Origin of the sequence: Vibrio gazogenes (genome assembly GCF_023920225.1) — a bacterium.
Taxonomy (GTDB): Bacteria; Pseudomonadota; Gammaproteobacteria; order Enterobacterales; family Vibrionaceae; genus Vibrio; species Vibrio gazogenes.
On record NZ_CP092587.1, the window covers coordinates 2,233,747 to 2,258,930 of the forward strand.

Consider the following 25,184-nt stretch of genomic DNA (forward strand, 5'->3'; position numbering starts at 1 on the left):
CTCTCAGTTTCTTCGCTTTAGCGTGCTCTCTTTCAATCAGGGTATACTCGCATCATACATGATAATTGCCCCCCTCTCCCGAGCACCGAATTGGGTGTTCATCACTGATGAAACGATCCACACTGGTTTCAGAGACCATCATTCACAAACATCAATTGACATATGTCAATATTCTCATTTATAGTGACTATCAGCGACAACAAATTACATGAACATCCTGTATTTGTTGCCAGCATGACATAAACACAATGACATATATCAATCACTTTGTAGCGCAAGGAGCATTCATGAATATTACCAATGTTGCATTTGTCGGCTTAGGCGTGATGGGATACCCAATGGCTGGTTATCTTGCCAAGGCAGGCTATCAGACTCACGTCTATAACCGCACGTCCACCAAAGCAGAAGCTTGGGAACAACACTATTCCGGTAAATCTTACCCAACCCCGAAACTTGCTGCTGAAGGCTGCGAAGTTATTTTTCTCTGTGTCGGCAACGATCAGGATGTCCGTAGCGTGATGTATGGCGATGATGGGATTATTGCTGGTGCGAAACCGGGCGCGATTATCGTTGATCACACCACCACCTCGGCAGAGCTAGCGCTGGAGTTGGCTCAGGCGTGTCGGGAAAAAGGTATCTCATTTATTGATGCCCCTGTATCCGGAGGACAAGCCGGAGCCGAAAATGGCACGCTCACGATCATGTGTGGTGGTGAAGCCGACATCTTTAGCCAGATCCAACCCGTCATTGCCAACTATGCCAAACAAGCCGAGTTACTCGGGACGCACGGACAGGGCCAGCGCTGTAAAATGGTCAATCAAATTTGTATTGCAGGCGTGCTACAAGGGTTAAGTGAAGCATTACAGCTAGCACAAGCAGCGGATTTGGATATTGAACAAGTGGTCAATGTGATTAAACACGGTGCTGCCGGCTCTTGGCAGATGGAAAACCGAGCTGTGACAATGTCACAGAATAAGTTTGATTTCGGTTTTGCTATCGACTGGATGAGAAAGGATTTAGGTTTCTGCCTGAATGAAGCTGCTCGCCACCAGATTGAGCTCCCGATGACGCAAGAGGTAGATGCCATGTATGCGAAACTTCAGGATCAAGGTCTGGGGCGGATGGATACTTCCGTGTTAATCAAAGCCTACGATAAAACATCAATATAAACTTCAACCATCGACGTGATTGATGAACCGTACAACGCTCAGCCGAGCGTTGTATTATCATCCATAAATGACTGTTTCAAGACATACAACCACAGCGCCTTGATTGATGCATTAATATCAACGATTTAAATCTTGTACCAATGTTTGATTATAAACAGCCGTTTTAAACTGAATGCCCGCCTGTAAATTTTAATCATATAGAAATAAAATACTGCCATTACGTCTATTTATTTAGAATTAAAATGCTATCTCATTTCTAAAACAAATTTTATCAATGCCATTACTAAATATCATAATAATCATAAAAAAGAAAAATCATGAAATATTTCAAGAATAAATTCAAACAATGACTAATTTCAAAAAAAATTAATAACACAACCACCTCATCCAATGAGTACCAACAACGTAAAATTAATAAAAATCGTTATAAAACAAGTGAATAAATAACAAACAATAATCGAAATCAAACAATACCACGAATAATTTTCATGATTCAATTGATGATCTTGATCCTTAATATAACGTATGATGTCTTATTTATTACCTGATAAACATCACCAATTATTTATTTAATTCTCAAATAAAAATCTACAACACAATAATTTATGATGATAGGTATATAAATTATAATCTTATTTTTTTCGATAAAAATAACAGTTCAATAATTAATCCAACAAATAACACATTCAAATTTTGACAGACCGTTATTCAGTCACTAATGGTTAATATGTTTGATGAGCTTATTTGACTTCATTTTATTTTCAGTTTTTTACTGACGAATTTCTAGTTCTGCCAATTTGTCACGAATGGCAAGCAAATAAATCATCGCAAAATTTTATCTCAACTGAAGGACTCAGGGTCGAGTCAGGGGGTGGATGAGCATTCATTTATGGATAGCAACAGAGCATATTCAGCAATAAAAATAAATACTTAAAAAATAAATAGTTAAAATAATTTAAAGGAGTAACAAATGAGAAAACAGCGAGTTTTCAAGAACATCAGTTGTAAGAAACAAACCCTAAGTCTTGGTATCAGCTTGGCTTTAGCCGCTTTATCCGGTTCTGCATACGCAGAATGTACCTATGAAGTTCAGAGTGATTGGGGCTCAGGTTTCGTGGTAAACGTGACAGTAAAGAATGATACATCCAGCGCTGTATCAGCGTGGAATGTCGGCTGGGAGTACACTCAAGGAGCAAAAATAACCAATAGTTGGAACACTGTGCTGTCTGGTGATAACCCATATACAGCAAAAAATACAGCCTCAAACGGTAGCTTACAGCCCGGATCCAGCACCTCATTCGGCTTTCAAGGCACCGGCACAGCTGAAGTTCCGACGCTAACCGGTTCACTGTGTGGTGATGGTGGCGACCCCGATGACCCCGGTGACCCTAGCGACCCTAGCGACCCTGGCGATCCCGGTGAAGGCAACCAAGTTGTCTTCCGGGTCAACGAAAATGGTCATATCACCAAAGATGATGTCGTCAAACCGGTTCGTTGTGGCTCATGGTTCGGTCTGGAAGGCCGTCATGAACAGCCAGACGACTCCGTCAACCCTAGTGGCGCACCGATGGAACTTTACATGGGTAACACATTCTGGGCGAACAACAGTCAAGGGACGGGTCGGACAATTCAACAAACCATGGATGAAATCAAAGCGAAAGGGATCAACCTGATTCGTCTGCCGATTGCACCACAAACTCTGGATCCGGACGACCCTCAAGGTCAACCTCGTGTCTTTAAAAACCATCAATCTGTACGTGCGACCAGTGCGCGTCAGGCACTTGAAGACTTTATCAAACTTGCTGATAAAAATGGCCTCGATATCCTGCTCGACATTCACTCATGCTCGAATTATCTCGGCTGGCGTGCCGGACGTTTGGATGCAACCCCCCCTTACGCAGATGCCAATCGTGATAACTACATCTACAAACGTGAAGACTACTCCTGTGGTACTGATGTCGGCCCTGGTGTCACAGTTCAGGAATACAACGAGCAGAAATGGCTGGAAGACCTCCGTCAACTGGCACGTTTCGCAGACGAGCTGAAAGTAAACAACATTCTCGGTATCGATATCTTCAACGAACCATGGGATTACAATTGGACAGATTGGAAAACATTGGCTGAACACGCATACGAGGCCATCAACGAAGAAAACAAAAATGTGTTGATCTGGGTTGAAGGGATCAGTGGCGGCACATCAGACGGCACACCAAGCCCTCATGGTGATGAAGCAACCAATCCAAACTGGGGTGAAAACTTCTTCTCAATGGCGACAAGCCCACTGAACATTCCAAAAGATCGTTTAGTACTGTCACCACATACTTACGGGCCTTCCGTTTCCGTACAGAAACAGTTCATGGATCCTGCCCAGCCAGAATGTGCTGGTTTGTCTGAAGAAGAAGCAGCCAAAGCCAAATGTAACATTGTGATTAACCCTGAACTACTCAGAGAAGGTTGGGAAGAACACTTCGGTTACCTTAAAGATGAAGGCTATGCCATTGTGATCGGTGAATTCGGTGGTCACTATGACTGGCCGGAATCTGGCGCAGTTCGTATCCAAGACATGTGGGGTTACCTCCCTCGTTCTGATTACGATAAAAAATGGCAAAATGCACTGGTTGACTACATGTCAGACAAAAACATCGAAGGCTGCTACTGGAGTATCAACCCAGAATCAGACGACACCGGTGGTTTATATTCACACGCCTATGATGCACGGACCAACACATCTGGCTGGGGTGAATGGACTGGCTTCGAAACTGAGAAATGGGACATGTTACAACGGTTGTGGGATTCAAACACCGTTAAGTAACAGTTGATAGTTGACCTCTCATGATCGTGAAAGGAGTTTCGATGAGAACACTCTACATTATATTTCTTGCGGGCGTCACGCTCGCAGGAACTGTACAGGCAAGCGTCAAGAATGGTGTTTATACAATTCAGTCAAAAGTCAGTGGTAAGTTAGTCGAAGTCGCAAATGCTGACAAAAGTAATGGCGCCAACATTAGTCAATGGCCGGATAACGGCCATAACACACAACGTTGGCTCATTACGCAACGCGATGATGGCTATTACTCCATCATTAATCTTAACAGTGCGAAAGCAATGGAAGTCTATAACGCTGGTAAGACGAATGGTGACAATGTCTCACAATGGCAGTATTGGGGTGGTGATACCCAAAAGTGGGATATTCGGGATCTGAATAATAACTACTATGTGCTGGTGAATAAAAACAGCGGTAAAGCGCTGGATTTATGGGACTGGGACACATCTGACGGTGCCAATCTTGATCAGTGGGAGGTCAATAATCTCGATGTTCAGCAATTTCGCTTAAGTTTAATCAAAGCCTCTGGTGGTAAGCCGGTGGATACCTCATCCACCAATGGCAGAACCAATCATTGGCCACTCAGCGGTAACTTAGGCACACACGATCCAACGATTGCCTATGAAAACGGAACTTGGTGGGAATATCAGACTGGTAAAGGTATCTATGGCAAAGTCAGTTATAACGGCTTGGACTGGAATCCGCTGCCATCTGTTTTCCCCAATGGCTTACGTTGGTGGTACACCTATGTTCCCGGCTTGAAAAACGATGACGTATGGGCGCCGGATGTGAAGCATTATAACGGTCGAGTATGGCTTTACTATGCTGTTTCAACATTTGGTTCCCGCGTGTCAGCGATTGGCTTGGCTTCGGCTTCAAGTTTAGCCTCCGGAGACTGGCAAGATCACGGTATGGTGATTCATACCACTGCTGCCAATAACTACAATGCCATTGATCCTGACTTAGTGATTGATAAAGCTGGTGATCCGTGGCTGACTTTTGGTTCTTTTGGCTCAGGTATCAAGCTCGTCCGTCTCAACCCCATCACCATGAAACCGATTGGTGATGTGTTGAGTCTGGCAAGTCGTTCCGGTGGGATTGAAGCCCCCAGCATTGTGTATCGTCGCGGTTACTATTATCTGTTTGTATCCACGGGTCTCTGTTGTCGTGGCGTCGACAGTACCTACCAGATCCGTTATGGCCGGGCGACCGACATTACTGGTCCGTATCTGGATAAAAGTGGAAAAAACATGATGAACGGTGGTGGGACTTTACTCGATAAAGGCAGCAACAGATGGATTGGCCCCGGTGGTCAGGACATTGTCAACACCGATGTCATCGTCCGTCATAGCTATGATGCGACTGATGGCGGTAATAGTAAGTTGTTGATTAGCACACTCAACTGGGATAGTAACGGCTGGCCAAGATATTAAGTTAAGCCAACATATCACTCAATACGGGCCACTTTTATGAGTGGCCCGTTCTTTTTCAACGCCCTCCCCCTGCATCACCCGCTCCAGTCTCGAAACAACAAACCGACAAAAATATCTTATCTTGTTCATGATATGAATAATTGCAAAATAAAAATAGATCGCATTTTGCAATTATTATATGAGTGTAACTGTATTGAATGCTGGTTGCTATTTATTAAAATTGATAAAAATCAACTAGTTAAAAATAATATAAAAGTTGGCACACATAGTGCAATAGTTACAGTGACCCTTATTAAGCCGAGGGTCACCTAGCCAACTGACGTTGTTAGTGAACCAAATTGTTCATATCGATAGCCAATCACACCTTTGTGATTGGCTTTTTTTATTGATGAGACCCAAGATGCTCTTTGCTAAGAAATGTATCTGAGGTGATCGGGTTTGAGAGCGATATTCACGCTGGTGATCAACCCGTCTTATCGCCCATACGCCTGACAGATACACGCCCCCGTTTCCAGCGTCGCTGTTGAAGCCGACTTGGACAGTAACTCACGATAAAAACAGCATGGTCAAAACTTCACCACTCCGATATGCTTGTCTCATTCTTTTCAAACTACGTTTGCTGAGCACAAGGATTGTCTATGCCAATTGAATTTCTTCTCACTTCACTGATTGTTGTTCTGCTCCCCGGTACTGGGGTGTTGTATACCATATCGATCGGTCTGACCCGCGGCGCCAGAGCGAGTCTCTATGCGGCACTGGGCTGTACCGCGGGTATTATTCCGCATTTGGTGGCCAGCGTCTTCGGGCTCGCGGCCATTTTACATACCAGTGCAGTCCTTTTTCAGTTGTTAAAATATGTCGGTGTCATCTATCTGGCTTATCTGGCTTGGGGGATGTGGAAAGACGCCGGCGCACTGACCCTTCAGGATGAAAATGCACATCAAACGGGTTACCTTGCTATTGCGTCCAAAGCCGTGTTGATTAACTTACTCAATCCGAAACTGTCGATCTTTTTTCTCGCCTTCTTACCCCAGTTTGTGCCGGCACAACAAACCACGCCGGTACTGCACATGTTGCTTCTGAGTCTGGTGTTTATGCTGATGACTTTTATCGTATTCGTCATCTACGGGCTGCTCGCCACCAAAATTCGCCATGCCATCATTCAGTCTCCCAAAATCGTCCGGCGAATCCAGAAAAGCTTTGCCGGACTGTTTGTGTTGATGGGGATAAAACTGGCAGCGATGGAGCGTTAATCGTTCAGCGAGGAAGGTGACTTATCATAAAACGTTACGTTTTCTCTCTTTCTGAGCCAAAGGCTAAGAAGTTTGGGGGGAGGGAGAAATGGTGGTTCTGTGGTTTGGGACGCAATGACTTTCTTCGGTTTCATTAGCATCCTCGAACGCGCCCCAGATACTTTTGATAGATGTCAAAAGTAACCAAAAGCATCTTTTTGGGTTCGGTGTGCGTTATCAGGGTCGGATTGATTCGCATCCTGCTCAAGCAATCCTGAAAAATCGTCCATGATTTTTCACCCTGAGTTCAGAGATCAAATTGACTGTTTAAGCATGTTTCACCGCACGCAAATCAACCACTCAACCAAGAAAACCATTCACGGAAGAATGGTTAGGCTTTTCCGGGTAGGACGTCCGTAAAAGCTGGTTCTGGACAACGTGCGACTCCGTCAAACAAAAAAGATCTTCTGGTTACTCTTGCATCTCGGCAAGAGTAACTGGCGCACAGAGCTCAGAAGCCTCTGAAACCGAAAAACGAGATTGTGCGTCAAAATTTGGAGCCGGAGGCTGGGATATAAAAATTGAGGGAAGTAATTTGGTGCGCAATGAGTTTATTGATTTCTGCGGCATCTGGTGCACGCGCCCCAGATACTTTTGGCGTTCCAAAAGTACCCAAAAGAACGGTTTAGTTCGTGGACGCTGCCCGGGTCGGATTGATTCGCATCCTGCTCAAGCAATCCTGAAAAATCATCCATGATTTTTCACCCTGAGTTCAATGACCAAATTGACTGTTTAAAAATGGTTCACCGCACGCAAATCAACCACCCAACCAAGAAAACCATTCAAGGAAGAATGGTTAAGCTTTTCCGGGCAGGACACCCGTAAAAGCTGGTTCTGGACAACGTGCAACACCGTCAAACAAAAAGATTTTCTGGTTCGTCTTTCATCTCTGAAAGATGAACTGGCGCACAGAGCTCAGAAGCCTCTGAAACCGAAAAAACGTAACTGTGCGTCAAAATTTGGAGCCGGAGGCTGGGATATAAAAATTGAGGGAAGTAATTTGGTGCGCAATGAGTTTATTGATTTCTGCGGCATCTGGTGCACGCGCCCCAGATACTTTTGGCGTTCCAAAAGTACCCAAAAGAACGCTTTAGTTCGTAGACGCTGGCCGGGACGCTTTTATTCGCTCCTGCTCAGCTCTTTTGTTAGGGAATTGCTAAAAATTCATCCATGAATTTTACCCTGAGAGCATCGATCAACTATTATCCCCATTAATCGACCTGTTTCGGGTAATGTGAGATCCAGGCTTATTTCGAACTGTCATTAGGTAGAGCCCAATAGAAGCGGCAATTGAAATTGCAATGATACTAGACCAAGTAAAACTGTAGCCATAGCTGTCAATAAGATAACCGACCACGATAAAACTTGGCATAACTAAAACGCTTCGTAGTGTAACTAGAACCCCCTGAATACGCCCTCGGTGACTAGAGGGTGAGTTATTAGCTAAATATATGCTTTCTTTCGTCAATAAGAGAACCTCACCTGCTGATAGAAATAGCCAAGCTATAAAGTGTATGGGAATACTAGGAAAGAACATGACTAGTGCGTAGCCAAAAGCAAACATAAACCCGGCATATGCCAAACTAATTGTTTCAGCTTTACCTGACGTAAATTTCATTAAAATTGGCGTAATAAGCACAACAATTACACACGCATAAGTCATCAGTTGACCAAATACAATTGGACCTTTTTCACCAAATATATGACTTAAATATAATGGACTTGCCATTGTCATTTGGTTTAATGAATACCACAACAACCCACAAAGGAATGTAAAGAATAAGAGTCTAGGTCTTGACCTCAATACTGCCCAGACAGAACCAGAAACGGGCATTTCTAACTCATTACCAGTTGTGCGGTCAATTTCTGGCTGCACCTTAATAAACATAGCCACAATCACAACACCAAGTAATGCAGCAAAACCATTACCAAAGAATATCCATTCTGTGTAGCTCCAAAACAAATACCCAGCCATAATTGGACCTAGAGCTGAGCCAAAATTATAGGCAAGATAGCTCAACGACATGACTGCGTCGCGATTATTCTTATTAGATAAGTCTGCGACTAAAGCGTTACTTGCCGGTAATGCCAAACCAATAAAGAAATATGCACCAAATAAAAACGCTGGTACTAAAAAGGTATTATCAGGAAAGAAGCCACACGAAATAAGCAATAAAGCACCGGAAAATTCTCCAAATACCATGACTCGCTTATGCCCTAAAACATCGGATAATTTACCACCAATAAAGCTACCTAATAGATAAGTTCCAGTAACCCCCATAGCTAAAGAGCCCGCGACTGTTGCTGAGTAACCTAACTTATCTGTTAATAGTAAAACGAGAAATGGAATAATAAAATTACCCATACCTAAGATCATTCTAGCTACAGCTAGATAATAAATATTCGCTGGCAAACCCCGATAAATCGAAATTGCGGATGAAAACTGCTGGAACATGAAACTCCTAAAATATTGTATATGATACGTATATTCATAACGCCCAATTAAGGCGTGAAGCACGCGACCACAACACTCAATTTGACCACTATAATCACTGAACTCAACCCAAACCAAAAATGCCAAGCGTGCTGAATCACTCTTAAATTGTTAGTTGCACAATGCGCACTGAATTTTTTGTTTATTTTCAGTGATATATTCTATGTCACTTAGGTAGGCTTGAAGATGACCTTGCTCTATGTTTTCAGCAAAGGATTCATTATCATTTTCAGCCTCACTTCGCATGAACGAGACTAAAGCCTCTAATCTCTGAACCATTGCGTCGGCTAATTGATTTCTTTCGGACTCACTTGCACCGTAACTATCACAGAACAACTTAGCTCTAACCATCTGTTCTGAGATTGAGCCTAGCTTGTCATTATTGTCTGTTTTGAAAGGAGACCAACAATAAACTGAATAAGCTAGATCCCATATTCTTGGGGCTGGGTGTGCAGTATCAAAGTCAAATACACCAACAACGGTGCTCTCTGACAGAGCAACATTGTATGGAGTAAAGTCACCATGGCAGATAACCTCAAAAGGTTCTCTTGGCTCTAGCATCCACTCGTTGGCATTAACATCAATTTGCTCTAAAAGTGGCACTGTTGAGTCATGTATTTTACGTAATAATTTACCCGCAGAAATGAGGGCATCAGCAGTGGCGATTGCACCGACTAGCGGATAATTATAAGTATTACCGACGACAAAACTTAAGATTTCCTGATCTTGATTTACACCAAGGAATCTTGGACATTCAGCCACATTCTCTTGCTCAAGGTGCTTCAAAATAAGGTGAATTGTAGGACTCCACGGTTGAAGAGGTCGATAGACAACTTCACCATCTCGATATATTGCGGATTCTCTTCCGCCTGATAATTCTTCCACGAAACCTCCCTGTGCAACTAACGTCCCAATAAGCCGCCAAAAGAAGCACAGCGTATTGAGGTCGGATTAATTGGTTTGTTAGCCGTTTTTCATTAACGCCAATTTAGAACCGAATCCAATAAATACAATACCTGTAATTGAATTTAGCCACTTCTTAAACTGAGCGTTGTTTGCAGATTTTTTTATGCGAGACAACATAAATACCATTGCAGAAAACCACATAAAGTTAACTATAGAGTGTGCAGTGACCAACGCATATGCATTCATCACACCCTCGTTTGTGGATATGAATTGTGGAAAAGCCGACAAATAAAACATTGATACCTTGGGGTTGAGTACGTTTGTTAAGAACCCTTCTGAAAATGCAGTACACATCGAAATAGGCTTAATATCTCTCTGAGCTAAATTTGGTAATTTTTTATTGCTAACTTTGAAGGCGCTAATAAGTGATTTGATGCCGATCCAGATTAAATAAATTGCACCTAGAATTTTTAAAATAAAGAATGCTTGAGCAGATTGAACGAGAAGCACAGAAATGCCAAATATAGATAATGTTCCATGTACGTAAAATGCAGCAACGAATCCAAAAATATTTGCGAAACCCGCTTTCTGTCCAGACAAAGGAACTGTTTTTGCGATGAGAAAACCATTTGGGCCAGGTGAAATAACCAGCAAGGTCGCTACCGCTATAAAAGTTATGACGTTATGTATATCCATTTAATTCTCCTTTGACATAGATAATGGCTTAACTGACGGCTAACGCCCAATTAAGGGTGAACAACGCCTCCCCCAAAGCCTAAAGCATTGTGCCATAAACACTAAATTTGAAGTAGAAACAAAAATGCCAAGCGTTGTGAATCCCTCTTAAATTGCTTGTATGGATAATAAGTACTTCAATCGGGTAAGGTGAGACCCAGACTTTAGCTGCAACTAAAGTAATGGATAAACCCTTTTCTTCGTTTTTCTTCCCAGTGCTTTAACCATTTCTTTTATGATTCAGTCATGCTCGCCCCTCAATTTAAGACAGTTACGTCAAGCTTATAGACAAATAATCTAAGAACTACAATTCTGGGGTATTGTGCGAGTCGTATCCAAATCTAGAGGAAACACATAACACTGCCTTAAGCGGTGAGTAACAATTGGCTAATATGTGAAGCGGAGCCAACTGTTACGAATCCGACTTTAAGGCCTTGTTAGCACTTGTTATTTACTGGCAGCTAAGCGAATTGCCAAACCTAAAAATATAAAGCCTAATAGCCCATCTATGTGACGGCCTAATTTAAACTTTTTACTAACTAATTTACCAAATTGGCTAAATGTTACTGAAAATGCACAGTTTACTAAAAAAACAAAACTACTAAGCAAAACGCCAAGTATTAAAATTTGGACTGAAAGTGAGCCTATTCCTATTGTAAATTGAGGTAAAAACAGACTAAAAAACAATAAAGCCTTTGGGTTAAGCAGGTTATTTAAGAACCCCTTATTTATCAAGCTCAAGTTGGTTGAATTTTCATCACTAGATTTAGTGTTAGAGGTTTGTTGATTATTACGATACCAACTACTTAACATTTTTATACCCAAGTAACTCAAATATAAAGCACCCAAAATTTTTATCGTATATGCAAATATAGGCATTGATTGCATCAACTGCCCTAAACCTAAAGCCACGAGCAACGTTTGCATAATACCGGCGAAAAAGATCCCAATAGCCACCATGAACCCAGCTTGAAAACCCTTCGTCGAAGAATAAGTAGAAATAAGAACTAAATCTGGACCAGGTGATATGGCCAGAAAGAAAATTGCAGTGAAAAATATAGGTAAAATTGAAAAATCTATCATCCAGATATCTCGATATTCATTGAGAGTGCTAACAGCTTATTATACAGAAACACTCTATAGGGATACTTGTGTATAACTTACTGGCACTCAATAAAGCTTCTGTCCTAATTGCATGAAAATACAGACAAAATTCCAGTAAAAGATATCATTATATCAAAAATCACAGCATTGTGCTGTCTAATCAGCGCACGAATGATTCACCAGTGCTACCACCATTCGGAACATCTCGTATAAGTGCCATTTGTTCTCAAATAAGCATTTAAATACCCTACATGGCATTGAATAGGTTGCAGAAAATCGCCAGAAAAAATTGACACGAACATAACATTTTTGATGCAGGTAGGTTTTGTACAAAATTACAGCGTTTTAACAATCTGGAAAAGTGATGCTGCTGCGATGTGATGTGCGATGACTTTCCTGAGTTCAGAGACTCATTGGCTTTCAAAAGGGTTACTCTTGCATCTCGGCAAGAGTAACTGGCGCACAGAACACCGATGCCTCTGAAATCACTGACGCTGATTGTGCGTCAAAATTTGGAACCGGAGGCTAGACCAATGAAACTTATGATACAGGTGTTTGGGACGCAATCACATTCATTGATTTCATTAGCATTTTCGAATGCGCCCCAGTTCCTTTTGATGGATGCAAAAGGAACCAAAAGCATCTTTTTTGGTTCAGTGCGCGTTATCAGGGTCGGATTGATTCGCATCTTGCTCAAGCAATCCTGAAAAATCGTCCATGATTTTTCACCCTGAGATCACCGATCAAGTTAGCTTTAAAAATGTTCCTCTCAACTCAAATCAACCACTCAACCAAGAAAATCATTCATGGAAGAATGATTAGGCTTTTCCGGGCAGGACACCCGTAAAAATCGGTTCTGGACAACGTGCGACGCTGTCAAACAAAAAAGATCTTCTGGTTACTCTTGCATCTCGGCAAGAGTAACTGGCGCACAAAACACCAATGTCTCTGAAACCCCAAAAACGTAACTGTGCGTCAAAATTTGGAGCCGGAGGCTGGGATATAAAAATTGAGGAAAGTAATTTGGTGCGCAATGAGTTTATTGATTTCTGCGGCATCTGGTGCACGCGCCCCAGATACTTTTGGCGTTCCAAAAGTACCCAAAAGAACGGTTTAGTTCGTGGACGCTGCCCGGGTCGGATTGATTCGCATCCTGCTCAAGCAATCCTGAAAAATCGTCCTGATTTTTCACCCTGAGTTCAGTGACCAAATTGACTTTTTAAGCATGTTTCACCGCAAGCAAATCAACCACTCAACCACTCAACCAAGAAAATCATTCATGGAAGAATGATTAAGCTTTTCCGGGTAGGACGCCCGTAAAAGCTGGTTCTGAACAACGTGCGACTCCGTCAAACAAAAAAGATCTTCTGGTTACTCTTGCATCTCGGCAAGAGTAACTGGCGCACAAAACACCAATGCCTCTGAAACCAAAAAAACGTAACTGTGCGTCAAAATTTGGAGCCGGAGGCTGGGATATAAAAATTGAGGAAAGTAATTTGGTGCGCAATAAGTTTATTGATTTCTGCGGCATCTGATGCACGCGCCCCAGATACTTTTGGCGTTCCAAAAGTACCCAAAAGAACGGTTTAGTTCGTGGACGCTGCCCGGGTCGGATTGATTCGCATCCTGCTCAAGCAATCCTGAAAATTCATCCTTGAATTTTCCCCCTGAGATCATCGATCACTTTGGCTTCGCCTTAGAAAGATTTCACCCAACTCAAATTAACCACCTAATCTAGAAAACTATTCACAAATGAATGGTTAAGCAGAATCTATCCGCGCTAAACAAACCCGTTCAACCAGCGCTTTTAACTGCAACACTCGCCCTTCGAGGTAAGCCAACTCTTCTTCGGTGATTTCATAATGCTCTGAATAACGGGCTTCGATATAGGCGCGTTGCAGACGGCGGAAACAGCGACGATGGAATTTATTGTCGAGTGGGAAAATCGTCTTAAACTCTGGCTCGATTTGCGCGCACAGTTTACTCAGCTTTTCGATATTGTGGGATTTGGGTAAGTAGTTGGTGCATGTGAGTAATACACAAGCGAGGAATCTTTCCGTGGCTTGATGTAAATCGAAAGCCGCAAGATTAATCATATCGTCTTCTGATTGATGGTAATGGTATGTTTTTACATAATCACGACCCGCTTTTAACCACTGTTCATAATGCTTACGGGCAATTCCCCGTTTTTCGGTCTCGGTTAAATCCCCCGGCTCAATCAACGGCTTCGGTGTCGCGGCAAACAGTTCAATCCCTTCTTCACGGATATCCTTAAAGAAATAATGCCCCTGCTGCAATCGTTCATTCACTTCCTGTAAGTCATGAACAATCAGACCCAACGGTGCGGATTTTACTTTGCGATCAATCTGCTCTTCCGCCCGCTGCCAGACCACATAATCTTCCACCAAGGCGGCTTTGTTGACGATCACCAGAATATCGTAATCGCTGATGTAGCCATTAGCCGGATCGCTGACCCAATTGCCTTTAGCGTGGCTGCCGAACAGAATGATTTTCAGGATGCGAAACTCGCTTTTACTCCCCGTTTTGCCTTGAAGATAGTCGTCCAGCGTATCACGCAGAATGGTCGAGATCGTGGCAAGCTCTTGCTGTTTAAATTCAGGTAGGTGATCGAGAGATGTTTTCATAAAACGCGCTTCGCTTTGGTGGACAACATAGCTATAGCATAAAAGAAGCGTTCAGCAAAAAACACTGTTTATCATAGTATTAGCATTGTTGACGGATAAAATGCGACGCGGTTCTTTTTTATTTCTGTCCCCGATGATTGTCTCAGGTTTCGACTTCGAGGCATCACACACAATGATGCTTATGTGCCAGAACGCATGGTGTATTCGGGATGTCCCGTATGTTCATCAATCTGTTCACTCACCACATGAAAGCCTTGCGATACATAGAACTGATAACTGGCCTGATTTTCTTTGTACACGGACAGACTTAACTGGGCTCTCTGCGTTTTAGCTGATTTAACAGTTGCTTACCGATCCCCTTCCCCTGAAGTTCAGGCACAACAAATAGAGCAGCGAGGTTATTTTCGTATAATGCGTAAAACCCGACCACTTGAGACTCGGTTTCGAAAACACAGACCTCTGAGGCCGGAATATAAATATTACGCATGTTCTCGACTTGAGATTCCCAGAACTCTGCTGAAACAAAATCGTGGGCTTTTACTGATGCTTTCAGCCAGATATCCAGCACTGAATCTAAATCTTCTTCGTGGTATTTTCTTATCATTTTTCGATTATAGGGCGTTGGGTTTATTGGGGAATATAATGCCTGTAAGGAGGAAGCAACGCTACCACCTAGCCTAAACCATTACACCGTAAAAACGAAACTCAACGATGGAAATACAAAGCGTTGGTGATGATTGCATATAGCTTCTCTGTATTCTTTAGTTCAGAACTCATAGTCCAGCATTTTAACGCCACGCTCTACGGAACTTTGTGAGCGCCAGCGAGCAAATTTTCCGTAGAAGCGTATTGTTAGCTTTCATTTTCTAAACCAGATTTCGAGAAACCGCTTTTCACTTGCCTTAAACCAAAGATAAGCTGCTGACCACATAGAACCACAAAATATTGACCAAAATATAAACTGCACCCATGCTTCAAATGGCTTGACATCATTTGGATCATTAAAAATCTTTACTAACTTCTGAAAAGGTTCTGTGAGTCCAACAGCTAGGAAAAATATAATACCCGCTGAAAAAGACAGCGTGACAAAGTAAAGAAGCAAAGAAAGTGACTTTTTCGAGGGTTCGGATAGTAGAGAAGGGCACTCACCTGCAAACTCTTTATAGGAAATACGCCTTGCCTCATCCCCCCTAAAGAACCAAGGTTTGGCTTCTCTTTTTGCACGCTCCCAATCATGTTTTAACAACAACGACATTCGTTCAGTAAATTCCTTTATTTGCGCACCTTTATCATCGGAGGTTGCCAGTTTTTCAGCAGCTTCGATTAGTGAAATATCCTCTTTATCAAAAGGATTAACATTTAAAGCAAGCTGCGAGCAAAGCGCACTAATTTCGGTGGAATCACTTTTTTGAGTTGATTTAATTAAGGAGTCGGCTAAGCAGCGCATTGAATTGCGCCACTTCGCACGCTCTTGTGTAACATTTTCAATGTGGATTCTTCTTTCATTAGTACGTAAAGACACTAAGGCTGCTACGAGAGCAGCAATAACGCTAGATGATAGAAAAATAGATACAGGTTCCAAAATATCTCCTTGAAAGCTAACGCCCGCATTTGTGGCTGATTTTGAGTACAGCGGAAAATTAGTCCGACAACATGCGCTTGTTATGTGTTTTTGCCATATTTATTTGCATTCTCTGCGCAGTGTTTTTGCACTACCTTTAGCCAAGTATCATACCAATACCATGTTTTCGCGACTTGCACTCCAAAATTCTTACCTTTGTCTTTTGCCTTTTTATCTTGCCAAAGAATCGTATGGTGATGCACCTTGAAATCTACATAACCCATACTGTTAATAATTTTTACGATTTCGCCAGGCAGATATTTTTGCTTTTCTTTCTCTTTGATTAGAACATATTCCCTGTTTAACTTTTCTGCCTCCGGAGAATTCGCAGGGATAAACTCAATTACCTTATCAGCTTGCCCTTTATGATTCACCGATTTGGGAACATACAAAACCCGATATGAATATCTTAAGTCATTATATTCATTTTGCGGAAGGTCTGAATCGAAGTCATTAATAAAAGAAGAAATATTTCCTGGCAAATCAGTGAATTCTCTTAATTGATTAGCGTGCTCTTCTTTAATTGAAGAGAATTGAAGAGAAAACGAGAGATGTTTATCTATACCAAGCCCATCGTCAAAAAGAGTTTTAATGTACTCATTGTAATTTAAACAGCATGCCTGAAACCTAGCACTAAGATAGTCATCTATTCTTGTTGTCATTTGGTGCTCAACTTCGTGTCTAAGCCCTATAAGAAATTTTAAATTAGACTTAGCCACTTTATCAATGGGGCAGGATCGGTCATCTAAGCACCGCTCAAGTTCCCAATGCTTGTCAGCTCCTTTTTTTGTTTTGTGATAGCGTTTCCTATGCCCTTGTTGTTCATAGTAGCGATATTCAACATTCTTAGAACGGTAGTAAGCGTGAAGTAAATATGTCCATGCTATGTTGGACAATACAATAAAGCTTTCGGATTTAAACTGAATATTAGGGTTGTTAAAGATTTGGACTGCTGCAAGCATCGACTCTCTGGACTTTGTCAGAAGCTCCATTTTTACTGACCCAATTTTGCGATTTCGCTTAGCCATTAGGATTCCTTGCTAAATTTCCGACTACACATAACAGTTTATTATACAGAACCACTCTATAAGAATACTTCTGTATAACTTACCGCTATCTGATAAGGTGCTTTCCGTAATAACATGGAAACGCACACAAATAATTCACCTGTGCACATCTCGGATAAAAGCTATCTGTTCACAAATAAGCACCCAAACACACTAAATAACATTGAATATGTTGCAGAAAATCGCCAGAGAAAATTAACACAAACATGACATTTTTTGATATGGATAAGGTTTGTACAAAATTGCAGCGTTTTAATCATCAGGAAATTGTTTTTTTAGCACCTCGTTCCCACGCTCCGCGTGGGAATGCATACCTAACTTAGGAGTGGCACGCAAAGTTCAGCGCTTGTACCACCCCCGGTTATCATCCAGTGCATCATCCGCAATAAGCGATCAGTTTTGGCAGGAAGGCGTACACCCTGAATGAGTACAAAGTGATGAAATGATACATCAGAAGGTTGAATCGATTCACCAACACCCGGTTAAAATAGGCTAGGTCGATAAAATGACTCACTGGCGTTATTTCAGTGCTCGTCATTATGAAGGCGAAACAGGACGAATTGATATCTGCCAATCATGGTAATTTTTGGCTCGGTATGTATTCCCACGGAGGACCGTGGGAACAAGGGTAAAGAAATTGTGCGTCAAATCTGGGAGCCCAAAACTGGAAATTAAAAAAACCGAATCAGTCCTTAAAGCATGGTAACCCTTGTTCGGTATACCATCGTTTTAACTCCTGAATCACGGCTTCAGAGCTGTCATTTATCCCACACGTTGACGGATGGAAGATTAAAGCATTTCCCTTTGGATGATTTACAACTTCAGTAAAATGTTTTGCGAGCGTAGAAATATAATCATCAAACTCATCATCTGGCAGAGCATTGGTATCAGTATCCTCATAAAATTCCTGAAGAAAACGGAAAAACTCACTTTCCGTGTAATCAGTAAGTTTACTTTTCAAATTCAACATCTTTGTTATTCCTTATGAATACGGATATGGTTTTTAGGCGTATTAACTCTCATATTATCAACATCATATACAGCCCCGCCATGCTGTATTTCTTCAACATGGTGAATCTCAAAACGATCTCGCCCTCCGACAGTTTCTTCCGGTATCACAAACGGTGAACCCCCTCGTTTGATAATTCTCTGATTCGCTCTGCTGAATTGAGACATCAAATTTGTATCTTCACTTACAGCTTTCCAAAACGCTTTCCGGAACCCATCAAAACTACTGAACTCACGGCCTCTGAGCTGATCCGCAATTTGTGACGGCACTGGTACACCTAACTCTTTTCCGGCGGCTTCCAACCACAGACCGGTGACATCTTCACCGTTGCCGGTCACGACGCCCGACTCGTTGCGAGCGCTTTCTTTGTAAACCACATACAACGGTGGTAATCCGGTTTCTGCCGGAAAGGTTAGAATATAGTCTTGCAGATCCGCATCAGCAATTGGCGTGATGTAGGTGTTATCAAATTCTTAGCCTTGCTCCGCTTGCGGATGGATCCAGATATCGAACTTTTCCATCTCCGGGATGGGGTTAACCAGAATCGGTTTGCCGCCGAAATCGCCGCTAATCGGCACCCATTCAATGGTGACATCCGGCTCTAACGCAACAACAAACTTATCACCGACCTGTGTCACCTCACGCTTGGGAACCATCGTCCCATTGACGTGATAGCCGTAAATCCGCCCTGCCGTATTGAAACCCAAGCGGATATTGGTTTCAACCCTGTCTTTATTACTCATATCAGCAGCGCTGTAGAGCGTACTGTCCGCTAATTTGTTAGGCACAAATGCGGCCAACATTCCGGATCGCCCGATGATTTTCATCGCCAACCCCGGCAATTCTGCCAGCACTGCACCGCCAATGCGCGTTAAAAAGGCTTGTTCAGACGCGCTGCGTTTGGTGCGCAATCACTTTTCTCGATCTCATTAACATCTCCGACTGCGCCCCAGATACTTTTGGCGTTCCAAAAGTACCCAAAAGAACGGTTTAGTTCGTGGACGCTGGCCGGGTCGCTTTTATTCGCTCCTGCTCACGAAAAGCTTAAAATTCATCCCTGAATTTTACCCTGAGAACATCGACCAATTTGGCTTCAAAAGATTTCACCCAACGCAAATCAACCATTCAACAAAGAAAACCATTCATGGAAGAATGGTTAGGCTTTTCCGGGCAGGACGCCCGTAAAAGCTGGTTCTGGAAAACGTGTGACCAAGCTAAACAAAAAAGATCTTCTGGTTACTCTTGCATCTTGGCAAGAGTAACTGGCGCACAGAACACCGATGTCTCTGAAACCGAAAAACGAGATTGTGCGTCAAATTTCAGGGCCGAAGGCTGGGGAAGATGAACATTGTGGCGCTGTTGTTTGGTGCGCAATGAGTTTATTGATTTCTGCGGCATCTGATGCACGCGCCCCAGATACTTTTGGCGTTCCAAAAGTATCCAAAAGAACGTTTTAGTTCGTGGACACTGACCGGGCCGCTTTTATTCGCTCCTGCTCAGCTCTTTTGTTAGGGAATTGCTTAAAATTCATCCATGAATTTTACCCTGAGAACATCGATCAATTTGGCTTCGCCTTAAAGAGATCTCACCCAATTCAAATCAACCACCAAACAAAGAAAATCATTCATGGAAGAATGGTTAGGCTTTTCCGGGCAGGACGCCCGTAAAAGCGGCTTCTGGACAACATGCGACTCCGTAACAAAAAAAGATTTTCTGGTTCGTCTTTCATCTCTGAAAGATGAACTGACGCACAAGACACCAATGCCTCTGAAATCGAAAAACGAGATTGTGCGTCAAATTTACGAGCCAAAGACTATTCACATGATTTCAATTCATCGATCGACAAACTCAGAAGAAATATTCAACAACTGAACTCACAACCGACCCACAACCAAAATTCGTCATGCCATCATCCAGTCACCCTCATTCATGAGCACTGATGAAAATCGCTGAACAACCGCACAAACCATGCGATTTTCGGGTCATTATGGCGTGTTTTATGCCAGTAAAGCGTCAGCTGATAATCCGGTACATCTAACGGCATTGGTGATAAACGCAGCGACAAACTTTCAGCAATGGTGTGAGCATACCGGGACGGTGCTGCCAGCAAATAGGATGTCTGCTGCACAAAATAAGGCGCAGCCAGAACACTGGCAGTCCGAATCGCAATCTGACGCTTTTTTCTTTGCCGTGACAATGTCATATCAACAATGCCTCTGGGTTCATTCCACGGCGTTACCAAAACATGTGGATACTGAAGAAACTGAGCCAGTGAAAGATGCTCAGCCACCGGATGACTCTGACACCGCACACTGACATAGTGATCGCTCAACCAGACCAAACGATTTAGACTTTCTGATTCTTCCTGCTGATGTGCAAACCCGCACACCAAGTCGATGGCTGCGGATTTCAGTGCCGACTCCGGTAATCGTTCGGCCAACTGCATAAATTCAATCTGGATATGAGGAAACGACTCGCTCAGGTAGGTGATGAATTCTCGCAGACACCATGATGTATAATCCGTCACAGCGATCCGGAATACATGCGCATCCTCCGGTGTAAAAGGATGAGATGAGGCCAGCCCTTGCCCGAGTAATGCCAATCCTGGCAAAACCTGTTCAGCCAGCCGCTCGGAATAAGCGGTCGGCAACATGCGATTTTCAATCCGAATGAAAAGGTCATCGCCAAGCCGCTCTCGCAGACGCTGCAACGCATGACTACACGCCGACTGACTGATATTCAGTTCTTCGGCACTCAGTGTCACCGAGCCCGTATGATATAAACTGGCGAACACTTTGAGTAAGTTCAAATCGATATTAGGAAATTTACGCATGATGCCCATTCATATGAAGCCTGAATAAAGTGCATTTTATTCATAGTTCATTTGAGCATACACTGTCACTAATCTGAGTCAACGAAAGAAAGGAAATCATGACCATTCATATCAGACCTGCCACTATTTCAGATGCAGCAACTATTTTGGATTTTATCAATCAACTGGCGATTTACGAGAAAGAGCCCAATGCGGTCGCCAATACGGTCGAAGAGATTGAACGCAAATTATTCGGAGATGACGTTCATGCTCATGCCGTAATTTGTGAAGCCGATAATCAGCCCATCGGGTTTGCCGTATACTTCTTCAATTATTCGACTTGGTTGGGCCAATATGGTCTGTATCTGGAGGATTTATATGTGAGTGAAGCCCACCGCGGCCTCGGTGCAGGCAAAGCGTTGATGAAATATCTCGCTCAATTAGCCGTCAGTAAAGATTGTGGCCGCTTTGAATGGACAGTGCTCGACTGGAATCAACCATCGATCGACTTTTATCAAAGTATCGGTGCCGAGCCTCAGGATGAATGGATTATCTATCGCATGACGGGGCAGGCTCTGCTCGATTTTGCCGAACAGGCATAAAAGCCCCCGACCTTGGATTGGTGTTTGTCCTGTGTAAACGGCTGGCTAACACAGGTGTCGTTTCAAGCCCGCTTTCTCGAGAATCCGGGCTGAAATTTCCTCGACTGACAATGAGCTGGTATTGATATAAGGAATCGCTTCACGGCGAAATAACGCTTCCACATTTGCCAGCTCATGCTCACACTGATGGACGCTGGCATATTCGCTTCCTGCCAGACGGTTCTGACGAATTGCCGTCAAACGTTCTGCATTGATGGTCAGACCGAACAATTTATGCCGATGAATTTCAAACGCCGGAAGTAACTTAAGCGCGTGCATATCATCATGAATAAACGGGTAGTTGACCACCCGAAGGCCGAATTGCATCGCCATATACAAACTGGTTGGTGTTTTACCACTCCGAGAAACCCCGAGCAGTACGATATCGGCCTGTTCAATATCTTTCAGCGACATTCCATCATCATGCGCCAGCGTATATTCAATTGCGGCAATCCGATCAAAATACGTATCCGTATTTCTACTGATACTCCGTGAACGCTGCAGTTTCGGCTGCGGTTCCGTTTCGGTATCAGCTTGTACCCGTTGAACAATGCTTTCCAGCACATCGTAACAATAAGCGGGCACCTGAAGGAGCTTGGCACGAATTTCCGGCACGACTATCGAGAAAAAAACCAGCGGTAGCACACCATGCTGTTGATGAGAAAATTCAATCTGTTTGATCACATCAGTTAATTTTTCATCACTCTCGACAAATGGAAACGTTTTCTCATTCGCAGCGAAGGGAAACTGACCTAACACAGCATGTCCTATGGTCTCACATGTAATCGCTGTACCATCAGAAACGTAGAATACGTCACGACTTTGACTATCAATTTGCATATTTTATTTAAACTTTCAAATTATTTTGAGTAGCATCATTATCACACTATAAATAGAACGACCTTCGGTATTCAACGACATGAGCCACAGCTTTGAAAATATCTTCGGCTATTTTTTTAGCAGGCAAATGTAAACGATTACCACATCCAATAACACAATCATCCTTCTGGAGAAAAAAATGCCTAACAATACCCTCTGGTTCAATAGCTTATCGATGACAGATGTCGATAAGGTCGGTGGTAAAAATGCTTCACTCGGTGAAATGGTTTCAAACTTGGCCAATGCAGGGGTCTCTGTGCCGAACGGCTTTGCGACCACTTCGTATGCATTTAATCAATTCTTAGATTATGAGGGGTTAGATCATCGCATTCATCAACTGCTTGATGCGCTCAACGTTGACGATGTCGATGCATTACGTCAGACCGGTGCCACTATTCGTCAATGGATTTTACAGGCGCCCTTCCCTGCCGATTTAGAACAGGAAATTCGGGATAACTATGCTGAATTGACCGGAAACAACGCTGAAATTTCCGTTGCCGTCCGTTCATCAGCCACCGCTGAAGATTTACCTGACGCCTCTTTTGCCGGGCAGCAAGAAACCTTCCTCAATGTCAAAGGCATCGATGCCGTCCTTGAAGCGACCAAGCATGTCTACGCCTCTTTATTTAATGATCGTGCCATCTCATACCGGGTCCATCAGGGCTTTGACCACCGTGGCATTGCGTTATCAGCCGGGATTCAGCGCATGGTACGCTCAGATAAAGCCGCCTCCGGTGTCATGTTCACATTGGATACCGAATCAGGCTTTGACCAAGTGGTGTTTATTACTTCCGCTTGGGGCCTGGGTGAAATGGTTGTTCAGGGGGCGGTCAATCCTGATGAATTCTATGTGCATAAACCGTTGCTGGAAGCCGGTCAAAGCGCGATTGTGAAGAAAACCTTCGGCTCTAAAATGGTCAAGATGATCTACTCTGAGCGGCAAGAAATCGGTAAGCAGGTCGAGATTATTGACACCGATGAGCAAGAGCGTCAGCAGTTCTCTTTAGATGATGATGAAATCAGAGCGCTTGCCCAACAGGCGATGATCATCGAACAACATTATCAGCGTCCGATGGATATCGAATGGGCCAAAGATGGCATTGACGGCAAGCTTTATATTGTTCAGGCCCGTCCGGAAACGGTTTGCTCCCAGAATGAAACCAGTGTGATTGAACGCTTCCAACTCAATGCCAAGGCAGATGTTCTGCTTGAAGGCCGGGCTATCGGTCAGCGTATCGGGGCAGGCACGGTACGTCTGGTTGATTCTCTCGATCAAATGTCGCTGGTACAGCAAGGCGATATTTTAGTTACGGATATGACCGATCCCGATTGGGAACCCGTGATGAAAAAAGCGGCTGCGATTGTGACCAACCGTGGCGGTCGAACCTGCCATGCTGCAATTATCGCCCGTGAACTGGGTATTCCGGCGATTGTCGGCTGTGGCACCGCCACCAGCGATTTACAAAACGGAGCACAGGTTACCGTGTCATGTGCTGAAGGCGAAACGGGGTATGTTTACCGAGGTCAGCTCGATTTTGAAGTGCGTCGTTCTTCGGTCAATGAGCTACCCAACTTACCGACCAAGGTAATGATGAATGTCGGTAACCCTGACCGTGCTTTCGATTTTGCTCAGATTCCCAATGAAGGGGTTGGCTTGGCTCGCCTTGAATTTATCATCAATAAGATGATCGGGATTCACCCGAAAGCGCTGTTGGCGTTTGATGCGCAAGATGATGCCCTCAAAGCCGAAATTCGTCAGCGAATCAAAGGGTATCAGGATCCGATCGATTTCTACGTCAGCAAACTGACAGAAGGCATTGCAACGATTGCTGCGGCTTTCTGGCCGAAACGTGTGATTGTCCGGATGTCTGACTTCAAATCAAACGAGTACAGTAATTTGGTCGGTGGTCGAAATTATGAACCACATGAAGAGAATCCGATGCTCGGTTTCCGCGGTGCCTCTCGCTACATTTCACCGGCCTTTGAAGACTGTTTTGAACTCGAAACCCGAGCGATTAAACGGGTTCGTCAGGAGATGGGGCTGAAAAACGTCGAGATTATGATCCCATTTGTTCGCACGCCGGACGAAGCATCATCGGTCATTGACTTACTGGCGAAATTTGGGCTGAAACGCGGTGAGCAAGGCCTCAAAGTCATCATGATGTGTGAGTTGCCCTCCAATGCAGTACTGGCGAATGAGTTTTTGAAGCACTTCGACGGCTTCTCGATCGGCTCGAATGATATGACTCAGTTAACTCTGGGGCTGGATCGAGATTCCGGTGATGTTGCTCACCTGTTTGACGAGCGAAACCCTGCCGTGAAAGTGATGCTGAAAATGGCCATTGAAGCGGCAACCAATGCCGGCAAATATGTCGGCATCTGTGGTCAAGGTCCGTCTGATCACGACGATCTGGCGGCATGGCTCATGGAACAAGGAATCAGTTCTGTTTCACTCAACCCAGATACGGTGATTGATACTTGGCTAAAATTAGGGCAAGTCGCTCAGTCCAACTAATTCGACAACGTTGAGTCATTTGACTCGCTTCATCAACC

General features: G+C 43.5%; 20 protein-coding genes and 2 pseudogenes. 8 read left to right on the forward strand and 14 right to left on the reverse strand.

Annotated features, from left to right (window positions below; genetic code table 11):
- The first annotated feature begins 287 nt into the window (after positions 1 to 287).
- From MKS89_RS09885 to MKS89_RS09905, 4 genes are all read left to right on the forward strand, one after another.
- Entirely contained in the window at positions 288 to 1,169 is an 882-nt protein-coding gene (locus tag MKS89_RS09885) for an NAD(P)-dependent oxidoreductase (RefSeq protein ID WP_072958828.1), read from the forward strand.
- 970 nt (positions 1,170 to 2,139) lie between these two features.
- Positions 2,140 to 3,981 carry a cellulase family glycosylhydrolase gene (locus MKS89_RS09890; protein WP_072958830.1) on the forward strand — a complete coding sequence of 614 codons (1,842 nt, stop codon included), beginning with the start codon at positions 2,140 to 2,142 and terminating at the stop codon, positions 3,979 to 3,981.
- 41 nt (positions 3,982 to 4,022) lie between these two features.
- The gene (locus tag MKS89_RS20905; RefSeq protein WP_072958832.1) at positions 4,023 to 5,426 is read left to right on the forward strand and encodes an RICIN domain-containing protein; all 1,404 of its coding nucleotides are present in this window, start codon (positions 4,023 to 4,025) and stop codon (positions 5,424 to 5,426) included.
- A gap of 638 nt (positions 5,427 to 6,064) precedes the next feature.
- Positions 6,065 to 6,679, forward strand: a complete 615-nt coding sequence (locus MKS89_RS09905; RefSeq protein WP_072958834.1) for a LysE family translocator — start codon at positions 6,065 to 6,067, stop codon at positions 6,677 to 6,679.
- A 1,234-nt stretch (positions 6,680 to 7,913) separates the two neighbouring features.
- Here the strand turns inward: MKS89_RS09905 and MKS89_RS09910 are convergent.
- The 12 genes and pseudogenes from MKS89_RS09910 to MKS89_RS09965 form a co-directional block, all read right to left on the reverse strand.
- The gene (locus tag MKS89_RS09910) at positions 7,914 to 9,083 is read right to left on the reverse strand and encodes an MFS transporter (protein ID WP_373636452.1); all 1,170 of its coding nucleotides are present in this window, start codon (positions 9,081 to 9,083) and stop codon (positions 7,914 to 7,916) included.
- A 240-nt stretch (positions 9,084 to 9,323) separates the two neighbouring features.
- Complete coding sequence (locus MKS89_RS09920; protein WP_072963788.1) at positions 9,324 to 10,097, reverse strand: aminoglycoside phosphotransferase family protein; 774 nt, start codon at positions 10,095 to 10,097, stop codon at positions 9,324 to 9,326.
- Positions 10,098 to 10,175: 78 nt separating this feature from the next.
- Positions 10,176 to 10,814: a LysE family translocator gene (locus MKS89_RS09925; protein ID WP_072963785.1), complete on the reverse strand. Its 639-nt coding sequence runs from the start codon at positions 10,812 to 10,814 to the stop codon at positions 10,176 to 10,178.
- A gap of 486 nt (positions 10,815 to 11,300) precedes the next feature.
- Positions 11,301 to 11,936: a LysE family translocator gene (locus tag MKS89_RS09930; protein WP_072963782.1), complete on the reverse strand. Its 636-nt coding sequence runs from the start codon at positions 11,934 to 11,936 to the stop codon at positions 11,301 to 11,303.
- Positions 11,937 to 13,717: 1,781 nt separating this feature from the next.
- Complete coding sequence (locus tag MKS89_RS09935; protein WP_072963703.1) at positions 13,718 to 14,602, reverse strand: HEPN domain-containing protein; 885 nt, start codon at positions 14,600 to 14,602, stop codon at positions 13,718 to 13,720.
- Positions 14,603 to 14,781: 179 nt separating this feature from the next.
- A pseudogene (locus MKS89_RS09940) lies at positions 14,782 to 15,206 on the reverse strand (N-acetyltransferase).
- Between the two features lie 255 nt (positions 15,207 to 15,461).
- Positions 15,462 to 16,184 (reverse strand): hypothetical protein, encoded by a 723-nt coding sequence (locus MKS89_RS09945; RefSeq protein WP_072963700.1) that lies wholly within the window; start codon positions 16,182 to 16,184, stop codon positions 15,462 to 15,464.
- An 80-nt stretch (positions 16,185 to 16,264) separates the two neighbouring features.
- Positions 16,265 to 17,251, reverse strand: a complete 987-nt coding sequence (locus tag MKS89_RS09950; RefSeq protein WP_072963698.1) for a DUF3644 domain-containing protein — start codon at positions 17,249 to 17,251, stop codon at positions 16,265 to 16,267.
- A 724-nt stretch (positions 17,252 to 17,975) separates the two neighbouring features.
- Complete coding sequence (locus tag MKS89_RS09955; RefSeq protein ID WP_235862504.1) at positions 17,976 to 18,260, reverse strand: bacteriocin immunity protein; 285 nt, start codon at positions 18,258 to 18,260, stop codon at positions 17,976 to 17,978.
- A gap of 5 nt (positions 18,261 to 18,265) precedes the next feature.
- A complete protein-coding gene (locus tag MKS89_RS09960) occupies positions 18,266 to 18,676 on the reverse strand; it encodes an HNH endonuclease signature motif containing protein (RefSeq protein WP_205409158.1) in 411 nt (136 codons plus the stop codon).
- 33 nt (positions 18,677 to 18,709) lie between these two features.
- Positions 18,710 to 18,754, reverse strand: a pseudogene (locus tag MKS89_RS21065) (hypothetical protein); the annotation flags it as partial.
- An 18-nt stretch (positions 18,755 to 18,772) separates the two neighbouring features.
- The gene (locus MKS89_RS09965; protein WP_072963692.1) at positions 18,773 to 19,210 is read right to left on the reverse strand and encodes an S-type pyocin domain-containing protein; all 438 of its coding nucleotides are present in this window, start codon (positions 19,208 to 19,210) and stop codon (positions 18,773 to 18,775) included.
- A gap of 233 nt (positions 19,211 to 19,443) precedes the next feature.
- Here MKS89_RS09965 and MKS89_RS09970 point away from each other — a divergent pair, with 233 nt between their 5' ends.
- The gene (locus tag MKS89_RS09970; RefSeq protein ID WP_131814971.1) at positions 19,444 to 19,644 is read left to right on the forward strand and encodes a hypothetical protein; all 201 of its coding nucleotides are present in this window, start codon (positions 19,444 to 19,446) and stop codon (positions 19,642 to 19,644) included.
- Positions 19,645 to 19,925: 281 nt separating this feature from the next.
- Entirely contained in the window at positions 19,926 to 20,171 is a 246-nt protein-coding gene (locus MKS89_RS09975) for a hypothetical protein (RefSeq protein WP_072963689.1), read from the forward strand.
- A gap of 55 nt (positions 20,172 to 20,226) precedes the next feature.
- On the opposite strand, the gene MKS89_RS09980 is transcribed toward MKS89_RS09975, so the two are convergent.
- Positions 20,227 to 21,132 (reverse strand): LysR family transcriptional regulator, encoded by a 906-nt coding sequence (locus MKS89_RS09980; protein ID WP_072963686.1) that lies wholly within the window; start codon positions 21,130 to 21,132, stop codon positions 20,227 to 20,229.
- Positions 21,133 to 21,230: 98 nt separating this feature from the next.
- Between MKS89_RS09980 and MKS89_RS09985 the strand changes: the two genes are divergently transcribed.
- A complete protein-coding gene (locus MKS89_RS09985; RefSeq protein ID WP_072963683.1) occupies positions 21,231 to 21,713 on the forward strand; it encodes a GNAT family N-acetyltransferase in 483 nt (160 codons plus the stop codon).
- Between the two features lie 45 nt (positions 21,714 to 21,758).
- Here MKS89_RS09985 and ppsR read toward each other — a convergent pair whose 3' ends face one another.
- Positions 21,759 to 22,592, reverse strand: a complete 834-nt coding sequence (gene ppsR, locus MKS89_RS09990) for a posphoenolpyruvate synthetase regulatory kinase/phosphorylase PpsR (protein WP_072963680.1) — start codon at positions 22,590 to 22,592, stop codon at positions 21,759 to 21,761.
- A 178-nt stretch (positions 22,593 to 22,770) separates the two neighbouring features.
- Between ppsR and ppsA the strand changes: the two genes are divergently transcribed.
- A complete protein-coding gene (gene ppsA, locus MKS89_RS09995) occupies positions 22,771 to 25,146 on the forward strand; it encodes a phosphoenolpyruvate synthase (RefSeq protein ID WP_072963677.1) in 2,376 nt (791 codons plus the stop codon).
- Positions 25,147 to 25,184 lie beyond the last annotated feature (38 nt).